We start from the raw sequence: 17,912 nt of genomic DNA on the forward strand, positions 1-17,912 counted from the left end.
GATTGATTTTACTTGTGCTATTCCCCTCGCTGATTGTGCCGTCCGCGCTGCGGGTATAGACTTTGCACACTGTTCATCAAAGGCCCCCTGTGGTCCCCGCGACCGCCCGCGAGCATGAAACCGATCCAGTTGCCCCTGGGTGTGCGTCTGCGCGACGACGCCACCTTCATCAACTACTACCCCGGCGCCAATGCCGCGGCACTGGGCTATGTCGAGCGGCTGTGCGAAGCCGACGCCGGCTGGACCGAAAGCCTCATCTACCTATGGGGCAAGCAGGGCGTGGGCCGCACCCACCTGTTGCAGGCCGCCACCCACCGTTTCCAGCAGTTGGGTCAACCGGCTGTCTACCTGCCCCTGGCGCAACTGCTCGATCGTGGCGTCGAACTGCTCGACCACCTCGAACAGTACGAGCTGGTGTGCATCGACGACCTGCATGTGATCGCCGGCAAGGCAGACTGGGAAGAGGCGATGTTCCACCTGTTCAACCGCCTGCGTGACAGCGGCCGACGGCTGCTGCTGGCGGCGGCCAGCTCGCCGCGGGAGCTGCCGATCAAGCTGGCCGACCTGAAATCACGGCTGACCCTGGCGCTGATCTTCCAGATGCGCGGCATGTCCGACGAGGACAAGCTGCGCGCCTTGCAACTGCGTGCCTCGCGCCGCGGCCTGCACCTGACCGATGAGGTCGGCCACTTCATCCTTACCCGCGGCACGCGCAGCATGAGCGCGCTGTTCGACCTCCTCGAGCGCCTCGACCAGGCCTCCCTGCAGGCCCAGCGCAAGCTGACCATCCCGTTCCTCAAGGAAACCCTCGGCTGGTGACCCTGAGAACACGGTGCCAGAGCGTCAAAACGGAAAAGTCACATCTTTTTCGATAAAATTTGCAAATGGGTCCGATAGAAGGCATAGTTTCCCCCTTCTAAAGGACTACAGACACGGTCGTGCCCATGCTGAAGCGCTTCGCACCCCTCGTGCCACTTGCACTTGTCACCCTTCTTTACGGCTGCGCCTCCACCGGCCCGGTCGCACCCTCGCAGGATCACCGCGTGGCCGCCGAGCAATCGGTCAAGGCCAAGGCTTCCGCGTCTTCCGTATTCACCGAGGAAGAACTGGCCAGCGAAGACGACCTCGAGGCCTTCTCCAGCAACAGCAAGCCGTACCAGCTGCCTGTGCTGGCCGACAGCATTCTCGAACGCGGCATGGCCCTGATCGGTACCCGCTACCGCTTCGGCGGCACCTCCGAGAAGTCCGGCTTCGACTGCAGCGGTTTCATCGGCTACCTGTTCCGCGAAGAGGCGGGCATGAACCTGCCGCGCTCGACCCGCGAGATGATCAATGTTGACGCGCCCAAGGTGGCCCGCAACAAGCTCAAGCCCGGCGACCTGCTGTTCTTCAGCACCAACGGCCGTGGCCGCGTCAGCCATGCCGGCATCTACCTGGGTGACAACCAGTTCATCCACTCCAGCAGCCGCCGCAGCGGTGGCGTGCGTATCGACAGTCTGGGCGATCGCTACTGGAGCAAGACCTTCATCGAGGCAAAACGCGCGCTCGCCATGGCGCCGACCACGATCTCGCGCAATTGATTTGATATCAAAATGCTGTAACCTCGCACGGCGGCGTAGCTGAAAAGCTTGCCGCCGTGCGCATTTACAGAAAGCGTCTAATCTAAATTCTCAACTCTTTTTACCTTCGGCCGTGGCCGTCGGATTCTCGACAGGACGTTCGCATCATGGCGATGTTGGCGCGCTTCGCACTCCTTTCCCTGGTGGCCCTGCTTGCGGCCTGCTCCAGCCGTGCGCCCACGCCGGCGCCGGTACCCAAGACGCCGATGGTGTTCAATCAGGCATCTTCCTCGCCAGCAGCGGACGACGTGCTGTTCCGCGCCATCGGCCTGGTGGGCACGCCGTATCGCTGGGGGGGCAACACACCGGATGCCGGGTTCGATTGCAGCGGCCTGATCGGCTACGTCTACCGTGACGCCGCGGGCATCAGCCTGCCGCGCTCGACCCGCGAGATGATCGTCATGCACGCGCCGAACGTGGATATCAATGCGCTGCAGTCGGGTGACCTGGTGTTCTTCGCCACCAGCGGTGGGTCGCAGGTCAGCCATGCCGGGATCTACGTGGGTGAAGGGCGCTTCGTCCATGCGCCTTCCAGCGGCGGCACCGTGCGCCTGGACTACCTGTCGAACAGCTACTGGGCCAAGGCCTACCTGCAGGCCAAGCGCGTACTGCCGCCTGGGCACCTGGCGCAGAATCCCTGAGTCACGCCTTGCGGGCCGTTGAGCCGTCCGCGCAAGTATCTACCGCTCCCCACCGGCCGCCAGTGGCCAGGATGCTCGTCCGATAACGACATTCCGGGAGTGGGGCATGAGCACGATCAAGGAGCGCGTGGAGCGCAGTCTCGGTGCATTGGACGCAGGGCGGCCGCTGGCCGGCCTGGTTGATGAGATCATCGGCGCGTACCCAGACCCTTACGAGCTGGCGCGCCAGCATGCGCAGCGCATCCTGTCCAAGCACACGGGCAGGGCGATGGACCCGAGGTTCGTCTGGTGGCACCAGTTCGACAGGGCCAGCACCAGCAGTCGGAGTTTCACCGGGTGGTGGCACAGCGGCCCGCCCAGCAAGTCGATGCATCTTGCCGAACTGGTGGTCCAGCGTTTCGACGCCCGCTTCCAGCAGGCGCCCGATGAGCTGGACCTGTATGGCGGATTCTATCGCCAGGGGGACCATGCCAGCGCGTTCGATGAGCGCAATGAAGTGCCGATGCTGGGTAGGGTGGTGCAGCAGGATCTGTGGGCGCTGGACTTTGCCGTCGCCTATCGTGCCGAGCTCGCGAGCTTCTGGTCCACCTACGGTGACAAGTTTCGTGTGCTGGCCAAGATCAATCTGCTGGGCCAGGTGCACGCCGCCAAGCGCGACGGGCGTATTACCGTCGATGACTGGACCCGACTGCGTGCCATGGTCAGCCATGAGCTGAGCGTCACCGGTGTGCCGACGCTGGACATGCTGCAGCGCGACAGCACCGCGAACCCGCTGGTCGCAAGCCGCTATGCGATCGACCGGGTCGACCGAGGCTGCCTTTACAGTTTCGCGGCGCAGGACGGTCGGGTGGTGCTCTACCGCCCATGGGCGACTGAAGCGTTGAAGGGGTTCGAATCCGAGCTGGCCATGGCCCGCTGGTTGCGCGAACAGCTGCAGGACGCCGACACGCTGAATGCATTCATCCACGCCGCACACATCGACGCCCGCGATAGCGTACGTACCCACGAGGTCAAGGCCACCCTGCAGAGCATCGCCAACAGCCGGTCCGAGCAGGCGGCCACGATGGTCCTGGCCTACCTCAGACAGCCGATCAGCGGTGTGCTGTTCACCTACCTTGGCAATCGGGCCAATGAGGAAATGCGCCAGAGCGCCTCGACCATGCTCGACAACGCCGACCTGCGCACGGCGATGTGGAGCGGTTACCTGGCCGCGTTCCTCAGGGTATTTGGCGGTTTTGCACCGTTGGGCTGGCCGATGACACTGACGCTGCTCGGTGCCAGTGTCGCCAAGGTGGCGCTCGACGTGGACGCGGCAGCCAACGCCGTCGACGATCATGCCCGCAGGGCCGCGCTGCGCGACGCCATCTTCGACAGTTTGTTCGCGGCGTTGAACATGGCCGATCTGGGGTTTCAGTCCAGCCTGGTATCCCTGACCTACGAGGCCCCGTTCAATGAGCGCAACACCTCGTTGGCGAATTGGGCGCCTGTGCAGTCTGCCGCGCCGTCGTTGCAAGACCTGGAAGCCAACCAGGTGCTTGCCGGTGAGGTCGAGCTGGCAGGGCGTCTGCGGGGGATGCGGCTCGACGAGAGCGGTGGCTGCTGGATCGTTCTGGATGGCCTGAGCTACCGGGTGCGTTACAGCCATGAGCTGGCCGTGTGGCTGATCGTGCCGCCCGACGATCCCTTTGCTTTCGCCCCCCTGCATCCGGTGCGCCTGGATGAGAACGGGGTGTGGCTGCTGCTGGAGCCCCCGCGGCTGGCCGGTGGAAGCCCGCCGGCGGTGGAGGGGATGGCCAGTGTCACATCGCGTTTCTGGACCAGCCATGTGACGTTGGACGAAGTGTCCAGTCGAGTGCTTTCCGCCAACGCCTTGCACCGGCAGAAGACCCTCCTCAGGCAGTGGCCGGTCGCGGAGCTGGCGCCGGGTACGGCGCCTGCGCTGGATGGCCATGGGCTGGATTGCGTGCTGACGGCGGGGACCCCCCACTATTCCTATCGCCATGGCCGTGATTACTTCAATTCGCTGATCGAGTACTACACCAGCGATGAGTCTCGTGTGAACGACGTGTTTCGCTCCGGTACCTATCGTTATGGCGATGAGGACGACTACATCAAGGACCTTGCCGACAGCCTCGAGCAGTTGCCCCGGAGTAACCAGGTCAGCCTGTATCGAGGCGGGCACAGCTCGCGCGGTACCGGGGGAGAACGCTATCGACAGGGGCAGCTGAATGTCGGGGACGTGCTGGTCAATACCGATATCGCGTCCTTCACCGAGAACCCCTACAAGGTAGTTGAGTTTGCCTCTGCCCACCGGGCGCAGGCCCCGCAGGGCCTGGTCGGAGTATTTGACGACAGTTCGATCATCTACGAGCTGCCAGCTGGCTGCTATCAGGATGGAACGCCGATCAGCCCGTTCTCCCTGTACTGGGACGAGGGCGAGACGGTGTTCCTGCCGGGCCGGTACTTCCGAGTTGACAAGCTGGAGCAGGTCTATGGCGAGCACTTTCGCTTCATCCACGTCACGCTTGGCCAGGTGGTTGGCCCTGTGTCGGGGCCGGTCTACGATCTGCGTACCGGCCAGGTATTCGACCGGGCGAGCTTCGTCGCGCGGATCAAGACGCCAACCCTGGCGCAGCGCTTCTTCCCGAGCCCTGCCGAGCCGCCTTCAAGCTTGCTTGAGCAGTAAGGCCACGCCTGGGAAATACTGCCCCAGCTCGTTGTGCAGCTTGCGATAGGCGTAGGGGAAGTACCAGGCGATCGCGCACGTCGAGTGCTTCTGCAGGTCATCCACCAGGTCCTGCAGTTCTTCTGGGCTGGCGTGCTGGCCCGCCTTCCACGGTGTGACGAACAGGGCGCCGGCACGCAGCTGGCTGGCATAGGTGATGTGCCTGGCAAGCGCGCTGGTCTCCTGCAGGGCCGTCGCCAGGTCGAGGCGCCCCAGGCGTGGCCAGCGCTGGCTGGCGCGCAGGTGCAGGGTTGACTCGGTGCTGCTGATCGAAAGGTCGCAGCGTCCCTCGCGCTCGCCTTCGTCGCGTTGCTTCTTGCTCGTGTATTGCTGCAGTGCCACCAGTTCGCCCTGCCAGGCGGCGGCCGCGAGCAGCCCGACATTGGCGGCGCTACCGTGCCAGTAGGGCGCCTCGTTGTCGCCCTGCAACTGGTTGAAGCGGTCGATGCAGTCGATCCAGCGTTCGAGAGCCGGGCGCAGGAACTCCAGGTGCGGGTTGTTGATGATCAGGCCTTGCATGCTGCGCTCTCCTTGTCATTGTGATCGAGGTCAGCCGAGAAAAATGGTGGCTATGTGATATCACTGCTTTGAGTGTGGCACAAGCTGGCGGATCGGCCATTGATCCAGGCCAGATCGGCCCTCGTTCGATTGACGCTCCCGGTGCAACCCTCTAACCTTCGCGGCGTGTTTCAGGTGCCCTGCGAGCCGCGGTTCGGCAGGGTGAAACTGGGAAGCCGGTGGGCGCCAGCAGGCGCGAGTCCGGCGCTGCCCCCGCAACGGTAGATGAGTCGACGGCTACGCAAGGCCACTGGATTTTCATGTCCGGGAAGGCGCGTGGCCAGGGCCTGCGCCCGCTCATGAGCCCGGAGACCGGCCTGTCACTGCCAAACGGCATCACGGAGGGTGATGCGCGGTGCGATGTGGCCGTTGCCACGCCCCCTGCGCGCTCCTCGTCTGCCTGCCCTTTACCTGTCGCCGCCGGCGCGACAGTCTGCGGAGACCCCTGATGAGCGAATCCATCGAACGCGACGAACGTCACCTGGCGCGCATGCAGCGCAAGAAGGCGATCATCGACGAGCGCATCGCCAATTCCCCCAACGAATGCGGCCTGTTGCTGGTGCTGACCGGCAACGGCAAGGGCAAGAGCAGCTCGGCCTTCGGCATGCTCGCCCGCGCCCTGGGTCATGGCATGCAGTGCGGCGTGGTGCAGTTCATCAAGGGCCGCAATAGCACCGGCGAGGAACTGTTCTTCCGTCGTTTCCCCGAGCAGGTGCGCTACCACGTGATGGGCGAGGGTTTTACCTGGGAAACCCAGGACCGTCAGCGCGACATCGCCGCCGCCGAGGCCGCCTGGGCCGTTTCCCGCCAGCTGCTGCAGGACCCGTCGATCCAGTTCGTCGTGCTCGATGAATTGAACATCGCCCTCAAGCACGGCTACCTGGATCTCGACCAGGTGCTTTCGGATATCCAGGCGCGTCCGCCGATGCAGCATGTGATCGTCACCGGCCGAGCCGCGAAGCCTGAAATGATCGAGCTGGCCGACACCGTCACCGAGATGGGCATGCTCAAGCACGCCTTCCAGGCCGGTATCCGCGCGCAGAAGGGCGTCGAACTGTGAGTGATTTGCGCCAGTGTCCCGCCGTGCTGATCGCGGCCCCGGCCTCGGGCCAGGGCAAGACCACGGTCACCGCCGCCCTGGCCCGCCTGCACCGCAACCTCGGGCGCAGGGTGCGGGTGTTCAAGTGCGGGCCTGACTTTCTCGACCCGATGATCCTCGAGCGTGCCAGTGGCGCGCCAGTCTACCAGCTCGACCTGTGGATGATCGGTGCCGAGGAGAGCCGGCGCCTGTTGTGGGAGGCGGCGGGCGAGGCCGACCTGATCCTGATCGAGGGCGTAATGGGCCTGTTCGACGGCACGCCATCGAGCGCCGACCTGGCGCGCCATTTCGGCGTGCCGGTGCTGGCAGTGATCGACGGCACGGCCATGGCCCAGACCTTCGGTGCCCTGGCCCTGGGCCTGGCGCGTTACCAGCCCGACCTGCCGTTCGCCGGGGTGCTGGCCAACCGGGTCGGCAGCCTGCGCCATGCGCAACTGCTCGAAGGCAGCTTGACCGAAGGCCTGCGCTGGTACGGCGGGCTGTCCCGCGAGCGCGGCATCGAGCTGCCCAGCCGTCACCTTGGCTTGGTCCAGGCCAGCGAACTGAACGACCTGGATGCACGCCTGGACGCCGCCGCCGAAGCGCTCGGTGCCAGCTGCGATGCCGCGTTGCCGCCACCGGTCAGTTTTGCCGGGCCTGAGCCTGCGAGCGTAACCACGTTGCTGGCCGGGGTACGCATCGGCGTGGCCCGCGACGAAGCCTTTGCGTTCACCTACGGTGCCAACCTCGACCTGCTGCGCGGCCTTGGCGCGCACCTGGAGTTCTTCTCGCCGGTGCATGACCGCGAGCTACCCGTGGTGGACAGCCTTTATCTGCCCGGCGGCTACCCCGAGCTGCATCACCAGGCCCTGGCCGCCAACGCGCCGATGCTGGAGGCGATCCGCGCCCATCATGCCGCCGGCAAGCCATTGTTGGCCGAGTGCGGCGGCATGCTCTACCTGCTCGACGCACTGACCGACGTGGCGGGCGAGCGCGCCGCGCTGCTGGGCCTGCTGCCGGGCGAGGCGACCATGCAGAAGCGCCTGGCGGCCCTGGCCCTGCAGGCGGTCGAACTGCCCGAAGGCACCTTGCGTGGCCACACTTACCACCACTCGCTGACCAGCACCGAGCTGGCGCCGATCGCCCGTGGCCTGAGCCCCAACGGTGGGCGGGGCAACGAGGCGGTCTATCGCCTGGGGCGCCTGACTGCCTCCTACGTGCACTTCTATTTCCCCTCCAACCCCGACGCGGCGGCGGCGCTGCTGCGACCATGAGCCGACACGCCTACAGCGAAGCCGAGCGCCAGGCCATCTACCGGGCCATCGGCGAACGCCGCGACATGCGCCATTTCGCCGGGGGTGAGGTGGCCCCCGAGTTGCTGGGGCGCCTGCTCGCCGCCGCCCACCAAGCGCCCAGCGTGGGCCTGATGCAGCCGTGGCGCTTCATCCGTATCAGTCAGCGTGCATTGCGCGGGCAAATTCAGGCGCTGGTGGAGCAGGAGCGGGTGCGCACCGCCGAGGCCCTGGGCGAGCGCTCCGATGAATTCATGAAGCTTAAGGTCGAAGGCATCAACGACTGCGCCGAAGTGCTGGTGGCGGCGTTGATGGACAAGCGCGAGGCGCACGTCTTCGGCCGTCGCACCCTGCCCGAGATGGACCTGGCCTCGCTGGCCTGCGCCATCCAGAACCTGTGGCTGGCGGCGCGTGCCGAAGGGCTGGGCATGGGCTGGGTGTCGCTGTTCGACCCCCAGGCCCTGGCCGAGCTGCTGGGCATGCCCGCCGGCGCCAAGCCCATGGCGGTGCTGTGCCTGGGGCCGGTGACCGAATTCTATCCGGCGCCAATGCTGGTGCTGGAGGACTGGGCCGAGCAACGACCGTTGAGCGAGATGCTGTACGAAAACCATTGGGGAGAGCGTCCATGAGCGTGGCCTTGCTGACCGTGGCGGGCGTGGCCCTGGATGCGCTGCTGGGCGAGCCGCGTCGGCGTCATCCGCTGGTGGGCTTCGGCAATTTCGCCTCACGCCTGGAACAACGCTTCAACGCTGGCGGGCGCGGCTGGCGCAGCCATGGCGTTACCGCGTGGTTCCTGGCGGTGGTGCCGCTGACCCTGCTGGCGCTGATCCTGTCCTGGCTGCCGTACATCGGCTGGCTGGTGGACGTGCTGGCGCTTTACTGCGCCCTGGGCCTGCGCAGCCTGGGCGAGCATGTGCTGCCGGTGGCCCAGGCATTGCGCCAGGGCGACCTGGCCGAGGCGCGGCGGCGCGTCGGTTACCTGGTCAGCCGCGAGACCCGCGAGCTGGACGAGCCCGCCGTGGCCCGGGCGGCCACCGAGTCGGTGCTGGAAAACGGCAGCGACGCGGTGTTCGCCGCGCTGTTCTGGTTCGTCGTGGCCGGTGCGCCAGGGGTGGTGCTGTATCGCCTGAGCAATACCCTGGACGCCATGTGGGGCTATCGCAACGAGCGCTTCGAGCGCTTCGGCTGGTGCGCGGCGCGCATCGACGATGGCCTGAACTATATTCCCGCCAGGCTGGTGGCGCTGACCTATGCGCTGTTGGGCAAGACCCGCCTGGCCCTGGCCTGCTGGCGCAATCAGGCGCCGTTGTGGGACAGCCCCAACGCCGGCCCGGTGATGGCCGCTGGTGCCGGCGCGCTGGGCGTGGAGCTGGGTGGCCCTGCGGTGTATCACGGCGAGTTGCACGAGCGGCCGCGCCTGGGAGAAGGGCCGATGGCTGACGCCGATGCCATCGAACATGGCTGGAGCCTGGTGCAGCGCGGCGTGTGGCTGTGGGTGCTGTTGATCTGTGTGGGAGCCTATCTGAATGCTTGAACACGGTGGCCGCCTGCTGCGGGCGGTGAAACAGTACGCCATCCCTCGGGAGCAGTGGCTCGACCTGTCCAGCGGCATTGCGCCCTGGCCCTACCCGATCCCGCCGATTCCGCTGGAAGCCTGGGCCCGGCTGCCGGAGACCGAGGACGGCCTGGAGGCGGCGGCGCGGCAGTACTATGGCGCGCAGCCTTTGCTGGCGGTGGCCGGCTCCCAGGCGGCGATCCAGGCCTTGCCGTTCTTGCGCCCGGTAGGGCGGGTCGGGGTCCTGTCGCCGTGCTATGCGGAGCATCCACATGCCTGGGCGCAAGCGGGGCACGCGGTGGTCGAACTGGAGGAGGCCGAGGTCGAAGACGTGCTCGACAGCCTCGATGTTCTGCTGCTGGTCAATCCCAACAACCCCACCGGCCACCGAGTAGCCCGCGAACGCCTGCTGGCCTGGCATGCGCGCCTGGCTGAACGCGGTGGCTGGCTGCTGGTGGACGAAGCCTTCATGGACAACACGCCTGATCACAGCGTGGTCGAACAGGCCGGGCAACCGGGTTTGATCGTGTTGCGCTCGTTCGGCAAGTTCTTCGGCCTGGCCGGCGTGCGGCTGGGCTTTGTGGTCGCCCAGGTGGATGTGCTGCGACGGCTGGCCGAGGCACTCGGACCTTGGACCGTCAGCGGCCCGACCCGTGTGCTTGGGCAGGCGTGTTTTGCCGACGAGGCGGCGCACCAGGCGCAGATTGCCCGTTGCGCCCAGGCCAGCCAGCGTCTGGCCACCTTGCTTGATGGGGCAGGCCTGCCACCCAGCGGTGGCTGCGACCTGTTCCAGTACGTGCGTGATGAGCGTGCCGCGCACCTGCATGAATTTCTCGCCCGCCGCGGCATCCTGGTGCGCCTGTTCGAGCAACCACCTGCGCTGCGCTTCGGCCTGCCCGCCACGGCGACGGACGAACAACGCCTGGCCCAGGCCCTGGCGGACTACCAGAAGGAATCGGCATGACCACCCTCATGGTGCAAGGCACCACCTCCGATGCCGGCAAGAGTACGCTGGTCACCGCCCTGTGCCGCTGGCTGCTGCGCCAGGGCGTCGCCGTGGTGCCGTTCAAACCGCAGAACATGGCCCTCAACAGCGCCGTGACCGCTGACGGCGGCGAGATCGGCCGCGCCCAGGCGGTGCAGGCCCAGGCCTGCCGGCTGGCGCCGCACACCGACATGAACCCGGTGCTGCTCAAGCCCAACAGCGACACCGGCGCCCAGGTGATCGTCCATGGCCGGGCGGTGACCAGCATGAACGCCGTGGCCTATCACGACTACAAGACCATCGCCATGCAGGCGGTGCTGGCGTCCCACGAGCGCCTGAGCGAAGCCTATCCGGTGGTGATGGTCGAAGGCGCCGGCTCCCCTGCGGAGATCAACCTGCGCGCCGGTGACATCGCCAACATGGGCTTTGCCGAGGAGGTCGACTGTCCGGTGATCCTGGTGGCCGATATCAACCGGGGCGGCGTGTTCGCCCACCTGGTCGGCACCCTTGAGCTGCTGTCGGCAAGCGAGCAGGCGCGGGTCAAGGGCTTCGTCATCAACCGTTTCCGTGGCGACATCGCCTTGCTGCAACCGGGCCTGGACTGGCTGGAGCAGCGTACCGGCAAGCCGGTGCTGGGTGTGCTGCCCTATGTCACCGACCTGCACCTGGAGGCCGAGGACGGTATCGATACCCGCCAGGGGACGAAAGGCGAGCGCGTGCTCAAGGTGATCGTCCCGGTGCTGCCGCGTATCAGCAACCACACCGACTTCGACCCGCTGCGCCTGCATCCGCAGGTGGACCTGCAGTTCATCGGCCCGGGCCAGCCGATTCCCGCTGCCGACCTGATCATCCTGCCCGGCTCCAAGAGCGTGCGCGGCGACCTGGCGCAACTGCGCGAGCGTGGCTGGGACACCGCCATCGCCCGGCACCTGCGCTACGGCGGCAAGCTCATCGGCATCTGCGGCGGCCTGCAGATGCTCGGTGAGCAGGTGCATGATCCACTGGGCCTGGAAGGGCCCGCCGGCTCCAGCGCTGGCCTCGGCCTGCTGGCCTATAGCACTGTGCTGGAGGCCGAGAAGCAGTTGCGCAATGTCACAGGCACGCTGTACCTCGAACAGAGCCCGGTGTCGGGTTACGAGATCCATGCCGGTGTCACCCAGGGGCCGGCGCTGGAGTGTCCGGCGGTGCATCTGGCCGATGGCCGTGCCGACGGCGCCATCAGCGCCGACGGACAGATCCTCGCCACCTACCTGCATGGCCTGTTCGAAGGCAGCCAGTCGTGCGCTGCACTGCTGCGCTGGGCAGGTCTGGCCGATGTGCAGACCATCGACTACGAGGCCCTGCGCGAACGCGATATCGAGCGCCTGGCCGACCTGGTCGAGCAGCACCTGGACACCGCGCACCTGCGCCAACTGTGTGGAGTCGCCTGACATGCGCAACCTGATCCTTGGCGGCGCCCGTTCGGGCAAGAGCCGCCTGGCCGAGCAACTGGCCGAGGCCAGTGGCCTGCCGGTGACCTACATCGCCACCAGCCAGCCGCTGGATGGCGAGATGAATGAGCGCGTGCGCCTGCACCGCGAGCGGCGTCCGGCCCATTGGGGGCTGGTGGAGGAACCCGTGGCGCTGGCTGATGTGCTGCGCGCGCAAGCCGCGCAAGGGCGCTGCCTGCTGGTGGACTGCCTGACCCTGTGGCTGACCAACCTGCTGATGCTCGAGGATGACCAGCGCCTGGCGCAGGAGCGCGACGCACTGCTCGAGTGCCTGGCGCAGTTGCCGGGCACCGTCATCCTGGTCAGCAACGAAACCGGCCTGGGCGTGGTGCCCATGGGCGAACTGACCCGTCGCTACGTCGACCTGGCGGGCACGCTGCACCAGGCTGTGGCCGAACGCTGCCAGCGCGTGGTGCTGACCGTGGCCGGCCTCCCTCTCATGCTCAAAGGACCTGCCCTATGACCCAGATCTGGTGGCGTGACGCCTGCCAACCCCTCGACACCGCCGCCATGGATCAGGCCCGCGCCCGTCAGCAGCAACTGACCAAACCGGCCGGCTCCCTCGGCCAGCTCGAAGACCTGGCGATTCGCCTGGCCGGCTTGCAAGGGCGCGAGCGTCCCAGCCTGGAACGCATCGCCATCACGGTCTTTGCCGGTGACCATGGCGTGGTGGAAGAGGGCATCTCGGCCTACCCGCAGGCGGTGACCGGGCAGATGCTGCGCAATTTCGTCGGCGGTGGCGCGGCGATCAGCGTGCTGGCGCGTCAACTGGATGCTCAACTGGAGGTGGTCGACCTCGGTACCATCGACCCGACGCTGCAACTGCCCGGTGTCCATCACCTGAACCTCGGGCCCGGCACCGCCAACTTTGCCCGTCAGCCGGCGATGACCGACGCGCAATTGGCCGCGGCGTTGCAGGCGGGGCGCGACAGTGCCCTGCGCGCACTCGACAATGGCACCCAGTTGTTCATCGGCGGCGAAATGGGCATCGGCAACACCACCGCCGCAGCGGCACTGGCCAGTACGTTGCTGGGCTGCCCGGCGTGTGAGCTGAGCGGGCCGGGCACCGGCCTGGACAGCGCCGGCGTGCGGCACAAGGCCGAAGTGATCGAACGTGCCCTGGTGCTGCACGGCCTGCGCGCCGACCAGCCGCTGCAGGCGCTGGCCTGTGTCGGGGGCTTCGAGATCGCCGCCCTGGCCGGTGCCTACCTGGCGTGTGCCCAGCACGGCGTGGCGGTGTTGGTCGATGGCTTTATCTGCAGTGTCGCCGCCTTGGTGGCGGTACGCCTCAATCCGCAGTGCCGCTCCTGGCTGCTGTTCGCCCACCAGGGCGCCGAGCCGGGGCACAAGGCCCTGCTGGCGGCCCTGGAGGCACAGCCGCTGCTGGCCCTGGGCCTGCGCCTGGGCGAGGGCAGCGGCGCGGCACTGGCGGTCCCGCTGATCCGCCTGGCCTGCGCCCTGCACGGGCAGATGGCGACCTTCGCCGAGGCGGCAGTGGCGGATCGCCCGGCATGATCCTCGAACTGCTGCGCCATGGCGAGACGCAATTGGGTGGCGGCCTGCGCGGTAGCCTCGACGACGCCCTGACCGAGACCGGATGGGCGCAGATGCGCCAGGCTGTCGCCGAGGCCGGCCCTTGGGATGTGCTGGTCAGTTCGCCGTTGCAGCGCTGTGCGGCGTTCGCCGATGAGCTGGGTGCACGCCTGGACCTGCCGGTGCTGCGCGAGGCCGGTGTGCGCGAGCTGCATTTTGGTGAGTGGGAAGGGCAGAGCGCCGCGCAGATCATGCAGGTCGATGCCGATGCCCTGGGACAGTTCTGGAATGACCCTTATGCCTTCACCCCGCCGGGCGGCGAGCGGGTGCTGGAGTTTGCCCAACGGGTGCTGGATGCGGTCGAGGGCTTGCGCCGCAGGTATGCGGGCCAGCGCGTGCTGCTGGTCACCCACGGCGGAGTGATGCGGCTGTTGCTGGCGCGGGCGCGTGGCTTGCCGCGTGAGCAATTGCTGCAGGTCGAGGTCGGGCATGGGGCGCTGGTGCGCCTGCTGCTGGATAACGACGGCCAGATGCGCGAGGTGGGTTGAGATGCTGCCGTTCTGGATCGCCCTGCAGTTCCTCAGCAGCCTGCCGGTGCGCTTGCCGGGCATGCCGGCGCCCCGGGAGATGGGGCGTTCGCTGCTGTGCTATCCGCTGGTGGGGCTGCTGTTCGGCCTGTTGTTGTGGCTGGCCAGCCATCTGCTGCAAGGCACCGCGGCACCGTTGCACGCGGCCTTGCTGCTGGCGCTGTGGGTGCTGCTCAGCGGCGCGCTGCACCTGGACGGCCTGGCCGACAGCGCCGATGCATGGCTGGGGGGCTTTGGCGATCGCGAACGCACCTTGCAGATCATGAAGGATCCGCGCAGCGGGCCGATTGCCGTGGTCACGCTGGTGCTGGTGCTGCTGCTGAAGTTCTGTGCGCTGTGGGTGCTGGTCGAACAGGGAGCGGGTGGCCTGCTGGTGCTGGCGCCGGTGGTGGGGCGGGCGGCGATGCTTGGGTTGTTCCTCGGCACGCCCTACGTGCGTGCGGGTGGGCTGGGTGCGGCCTTGGCCGAACACCTGCCCCGGCGCGGTGCGGGCTGGGTATTGCTGGGCTGTGCACTGGCCGGCTTGGCGCTGGGAGGCTGGGCGGTGCTGTGGCCACTGCTGGCGGCGTTGGTGGTATTCGTGTGGCTGCGTCGGCTGATGTGCCGTCGACTGGGGGGAACCACGGGGGACACGGCCGGGGCGTTGCTGGAACTGCTGGAGTTGACGGTGGTGGTCACCTTGGCTCTGCTCGTATAGCACCCACAGGGGCAGGATGTGTCCTGCATGGATCTCGGAAACCATCCCCACGTATTGCGCTTATCCTCGTTCGCTCCTCAAAACCACCAGGAACCTCGCCATGCACCACTGGATACTCGCCAGCCTGCTGGCCCTTGCCGCCATACCCGCCACCGCCGCCGACCTGATCGATTTCTGGAGCACTCCACGCCACGGCGGCAACAGTTTCAACCGCCTGCCCCCGGACCAGGCGTACTTCGATGCGCTGAAAGGCTACGGCGCCAGCTGGGTGCGGCTTTCGTACGATAAATGGCAGCCGGCCGAACGCGATTTCCTGCTGGGCAACGCCGACGATTACCAGGGGTTGGCCGATGCCGACCTGAAGCAGCTCATCGCGGTGCTTGACCGTGCCCACGCCGCCGGCCTCAAGGTGGTCATCACACCGCTGTCGCTCCCCGGCATGCGCTGGGCGCAGAACAACCAGAACCGCTTCGACGACCGGCTGTGGCAGGACAAGCGTTACTGGACCCAGTCCGCCCGTTTCTGGCGAGACGTTGCCCAGGCCCTCAAGGACCACCCGGCCGTTGCCGCCTACAACCTTGTCAACGAGCCTGCACCAGAGAAGCAGGGAAACCTGGCCGAGCACGCCGATCTCGATCTGATGAAGCAGTGGTACACCCGCGAGCAGGGCGGAGCGCGTGACCTGCCGGCGCTCTATCGGCAGTTGGTGGCAGCGATCCGTGAGGTCGACGGCAAGACGCCGATCATGGTCGATGCCGGCTGGTACGCCGCCGCCGATGCCTTCGGCTACTGGCCCAAGGCCCTGGAGGATGAGCGTGTGCTCTACAGCGTGCATATGTACGAGCCCTATGCCGCCACCAGCGCGCCCAATCTTGCACGCCAGCAACCTTTCGCCTATCCGGGGCCGGTCCCGTTTGCCGGGCAGACCCGGCAGTGGGATGCCGAGCAGGTTGCCCGCTACCTGCAGCAACCAGTGGATTGGGCCGATTCGATCAAGTTGCCGCGTTCACGGTTGGTGGTCGGCGAGTTCGGCTGCATGCGCCGGTTGCCCGGGTGCCGACCCTACCTGGAGGATGTGCTCACGGTCTTGGATCGCCAGCAACTGCATTGGGCCTTCTACAGCTTCCGCGAGGACAGTTGGGATGGCATGGATTACGAATTGGGTTCGGCCAAGGTGCCGTGGCGCTATTGGCAAGCTATCGAAAAGGCAGCGCCGGACCCCTTGCCGCGCAAGGCCACGCCCGAGTTCGAACCGATCCGTCGACGCCTGCAGCCTCAATCGACACCGTGAAATTTCTTGCAACATCCATAATGCGGGTATATACACATATCCATGCTGACCAGTGAATGCATCTGTACCCATCTGCGTCGTGCCGCCCGTGGGGTGAGCCGACATTACGACGAGGCCCTTGCCGGCTTCGGCATCAATGTCGCGCAGTTTTCCCTGCTGCGCCATGTACAGCGCCTCGACCGCCCCAGCATCACTTGCCTGGCCGAGGCCATGGGCCTGGAGCGCAGCACTTTGGGCCGCAACCTCAAGGTGCTCGAGGCCGATGGCCTGGTGCGTCTTGCCGACGGCGACGACCAGCGTAACCGCGTGGTGCTGCTGAGCGAAGCGGGCAGGGCGCGCCTGGACGCCGCCTACCCGGCTTGGCAGCAGGCCCAGGCACAGTTGGTGGAGCGGCTGGGCGAAAGCCAGCGTGACGAGTTGGTACGCTTGCTGGAGCAGCTTGCCTGAACGACCACGATAGAAAGCGGGTATATACCCGTATCAACCTTGCGATGGGCTGGAGACAACGACAATGACTTCCCTTTGGCGGAGCAGCGGTTGGGTACTTCTGGGGGCGGCGCTGATCCTCGCGCTGTCGCTGGGGGTGCGGCATGGTTTCGGCCTGTTCCTGGCGCCGATGAGCGCCGATTTCGGCTGGGGCCGTGAGGTATTCGCCTTCGCCATCGCCCTGCAGAACCTGATCTGGGGCCTGGCCCAGCCGTTCACGGGTGCCCTGGCCGACCGCCTGGGCGCGGCCAAGGTGGTGGTCATCGGCGGCATTCTCTACGCAGTCGGCCTGGCGATGATGGCCTTTGCCGATTCGCCCTGGTCGCTGTCGCTCAGCGCCGGCCTGCTGATCGGTATCGGCCTGTCCGGCACTTCGTTCTCGGTGATCCTCGGCGTGGTCGGTCGCGCCGTGCCGGCGGAGAAGCGCAGCATGGCCATGGGCATCGCCAGCGCCGCCGGCTCCTTCGGCCAGTTCGCCATGCTCCCTGGCACCCTGGGGCTGATCCAGTGGCTGGGCTGGTCGACAGCCTTGCTGGTGCTGGGCCTGCTGGTGGCGTTGATCGTGCCGTTCGTGGGCATGCTGCGTGATCGCCCGCTACCCAGCCATGGCGCCGAGCAGACCCTCGGCCAGGCATTGCGTGAGGCGTGCTCGCATTCCGGCTTCTGGTTGCTGGCGCTGGGCTTCTTCGTCTGCGGCTTCCAGGTGGTGTTCATTGGTGTGCACCTGCCGGCCTACCTGGTCGACCAGCACTTGCCGGCGACTACCGGCACCACCGTGCTGGCGCTGGTCGGCCTGTTCAATATCGTCGGCACCTACACCGCCGGCTGGCTCGGCGGGCGCATGTCCAAGCCGCGCCTGCTGACCGGCCTGTACCTGCTGCGCGCGGTGGTCATCGTGCTGTTCCTCTGGGCGCCGGTGACTCAGTTCAGCGCCTACCTGTTCGGTATCGCCATGGGCCTGCTGTGGCTGTCCACGGTACCGCTGACCAATGGCACCGTGGCCACGCTGTTCGGCGTGCGCAACCTGTCGATGCTCGGCGGCATCGTGTTCCTGTTCCACCAGTTGGGCGCGTTCCTGGGTGGCTGGCTGGGCGGGGTGGTGTATGACCAGACCGGCAGCTACGACCTGGTGTGGCAGATCTCGATCCTGCTCAGCCTGCTCGCCGCAGCGCTCAACTGGCCGGTGCGCGAGCGTCCGGTCGCCCGCCTGCAGGCCCAGGCCGCATGAACGGCCTGCTGAGGCGTGGCCTGCTGCTGGTCGCCGCAGTGCTGGTGCTGGCACTGGTGTGGTGGGGCTGGCACAAGGGCGGGCTGGCGTTGATGCAGTTGGGCATGAGCCTGTGTTAAGCGCTACCCTGCACATTCAAGGAATCAT

At 66.7% G+C, this 17,912-nt stretch carries 19 protein-coding genes and 1 riboswitch; of the genes, 18 read left to right on the top strand and 1 reads right to left on the bottom strand.

The features are described from left to right. Nucleotides 1-114: 114 nt before the first annotated feature. The 4 genes from hda to DMX06_RS09290 all read left to right on the top strand — a co-directional run bounded on the left by hda (nt 115) and on the right by DMX06_RS09290 (nt 4,946). Nucleotides 115-819 (top strand): DnaA regulatory inactivator Hda, encoded by a 705-nt coding sequence (gene hda, locus DMX06_RS09275; RefSeq protein ID WP_110736397.1) that lies wholly within the window; start codon nt 115-117, stop codon nt 817-819. A 125-nt stretch (nt 820-944) separates the two neighbouring features. After that, nucleotides 945-1,580 (top strand): C40 family peptidase, encoded by a 636-nt coding sequence (locus DMX06_RS09280; RefSeq protein ID WP_110736398.1) that lies wholly within the window; start codon nt 945-947, stop codon nt 1,578-1,580. A gap of 146 nt (nt 1,581-1,726) precedes the next feature. Then, nucleotides 1,727-2,260 (top strand): C40 family peptidase, encoded by a 534-nt coding sequence (locus DMX06_RS09285; RefSeq protein ID WP_110736400.1) that lies wholly within the window; start codon nt 1,727-1,729, stop codon nt 2,258-2,260. 106 nt (nt 2,261-2,366) lie between these two features. Then, the gene (locus DMX06_RS09290) at nt 2,367-4,946 is read left to right on the top strand and encodes a dermonecrotic toxin domain-containing protein (RefSeq protein WP_110736401.1); all 2,580 of its coding nucleotides are present in this window, start codon (nt 2,367-2,369) and stop codon (nt 4,944-4,946) included. Here the strand turns inward: DMX06_RS09290 and DMX06_RS09295 are convergent. Continuing rightward, on the bottom strand, nt 4,926-5,504 hold the full coding sequence (locus DMX06_RS09295) for a hypothetical protein (RefSeq protein ID WP_110736403.1): 579 nt from the start codon (nt 5,502-5,504) through the stop codon (nt 4,926-4,928). The two genes, DMX06_RS09290 and DMX06_RS09295, sit on opposite strands and share 21 nt — an antisense overlap. 155 nt (nt 5,505-5,659) lie before the next feature. Further along, a riboswitch (cobalamin riboswitch) is annotated at nt 5,660-5,878 on the top strand. A 113-nt stretch (nt 5,879-5,991) separates the two neighbouring features. Between DMX06_RS09295 and cobO the strand changes: the two genes are divergently transcribed. From cobO to DMX06_RS26525, 14 genes are all read left to right on the top strand, one after another. Further along, nucleotides 5,992-6,603 (top strand): cob(I)yrinic acid a,c-diamide adenosyltransferase, encoded by a 612-nt coding sequence (cobO, locus tag DMX06_RS09300; protein WP_028690903.1) that lies wholly within the window; start codon nt 5,992-5,994, stop codon nt 6,601-6,603. Next, entirely contained in the window at nt 6,600-7,895 is a 1,296-nt protein-coding gene (locus DMX06_RS09305) for a cobyrinate a,c-diamide synthase (RefSeq protein ID WP_110736404.1), read from the top strand. Before cobO ends, DMX06_RS09305 begins: the two co-directional genes overlap by 4 nt. Next, complete coding sequence (gene bluB / locus DMX06_RS09310) at nt 7,892-8,542, top strand: 5,6-dimethylbenzimidazole synthase (protein ID WP_110736406.1); 651 nt, start codon at nt 7,892-7,894, stop codon at nt 8,540-8,542. Before DMX06_RS09305 ends, bluB begins: the two co-directional genes overlap by 4 nt. After that, nucleotides 8,539-9,447, top strand: coding sequence for an adenosylcobinamide-phosphate synthase CbiB (gene cbiB / locus DMX06_RS09315; RefSeq protein ID WP_110736408.1), 909 nt, complete (start codon nt 8,539-8,541; stop codon nt 9,445-9,447). The genes bluB and cbiB overlap by 4 nt, the downstream gene beginning before the upstream one ends. After that, the gene (gene cobD / locus DMX06_RS09320) at nt 9,440-10,432 is read left to right on the top strand and encodes a threonine-phosphate decarboxylase CobD (RefSeq protein ID WP_110736410.1); all 993 of its coding nucleotides are present in this window, start codon (nt 9,440-9,442) and stop codon (nt 10,430-10,432) included. The genes cbiB and cobD overlap by 8 nt, the downstream gene beginning before the upstream one ends. Continuing rightward, complete coding sequence (locus tag DMX06_RS09325) at nt 10,429-11,883, top strand: cobyric acid synthase (RefSeq protein WP_110736412.1); 1,455 nt, start codon at nt 10,429-10,431, stop codon at nt 11,881-11,883. Before cobD ends, DMX06_RS09325 begins: the two co-directional genes overlap by 4 nt. Before the next feature lies 1 nt (nt 11,884). Continuing rightward, nucleotides 11,885-12,406, top strand: coding sequence for a bifunctional adenosylcobinamide kinase/adenosylcobinamide-phosphate guanylyltransferase (cobU, locus tag DMX06_RS09330; protein ID WP_110736414.1), 522 nt, complete (start codon nt 11,885-11,887; stop codon nt 12,404-12,406). After that, on the top strand, nt 12,403-13,458 hold the full coding sequence (gene cobT / locus DMX06_RS09335; RefSeq protein ID WP_110736416.1) for a nicotinate-nucleotide--dimethylbenzimidazole phosphoribosyltransferase: 1,056 nt from the start codon (nt 12,403-12,405) through the stop codon (nt 13,456-13,458). The genes cobU and cobT overlap by 4 nt, the downstream gene beginning before the upstream one ends. Continuing rightward, entirely contained in the window at nt 13,455-14,024 is a 570-nt protein-coding gene (cobC, locus tag DMX06_RS09340; RefSeq protein WP_110736418.1) for an alpha-ribazole phosphatase family protein, read from the top strand. Before cobT ends, cobC begins: the two co-directional genes overlap by 4 nt. Before the next feature lies 1 nt (nt 14,025). After that, nucleotides 14,026-14,760 (top strand): adenosylcobinamide-GDP ribazoletransferase, encoded by a 735-nt coding sequence (locus DMX06_RS09345; RefSeq protein ID WP_110736421.1) that lies wholly within the window; start codon nt 14,026-14,028, stop codon nt 14,758-14,760. A gap of 100 nt (nt 14,761-14,860) precedes the next feature. Continuing rightward, nucleotides 14,861-16,051 carry a glycoside hydrolase family 5 protein gene (locus DMX06_RS09350; RefSeq protein ID WP_110736423.1) on the top strand — a complete coding sequence of 397 codons (1,191 nt, stop codon included), beginning with the start codon at nt 14,861-14,863 and terminating at the stop codon, nt 16,049-16,051. A gap of 42 nt (nt 16,052-16,093) precedes the next feature. After that, nucleotides 16,094-16,498, top strand: coding sequence for a MarR family winged helix-turn-helix transcriptional regulator (locus DMX06_RS09355; protein ID WP_050704557.1), 405 nt, complete (start codon nt 16,094-16,096; stop codon nt 16,496-16,498). Between the two features lie 64 nt (nt 16,499-16,562). Beyond that, complete coding sequence (locus DMX06_RS09360) at nt 16,563-17,765, top strand: MFS transporter (protein WP_110736425.1); 1,203 nt, start codon at nt 16,563-16,565, stop codon at nt 17,763-17,765. Then, nucleotides 17,762-17,884, top strand: a complete 123-nt coding sequence (locus DMX06_RS26525; RefSeq protein WP_258378818.1) for a hypothetical protein — start codon at nt 17,762-17,764, stop codon at nt 17,882-17,884. Before DMX06_RS09360 ends, DMX06_RS26525 begins: the two co-directional genes overlap by 4 nt. Nucleotides 17,885-17,912: the final 28 nt, after the last annotated feature.

Origin of the sequence: Pseudomonas mosselii (assembly GCF_003205295.1) — a bacterium.
Taxonomy (GTDB): domain Bacteria; phylum Pseudomonadota; class Gammaproteobacteria; order Pseudomonadales; family Pseudomonadaceae; genus Aquipseudomonas; species Aquipseudomonas mosselii_B.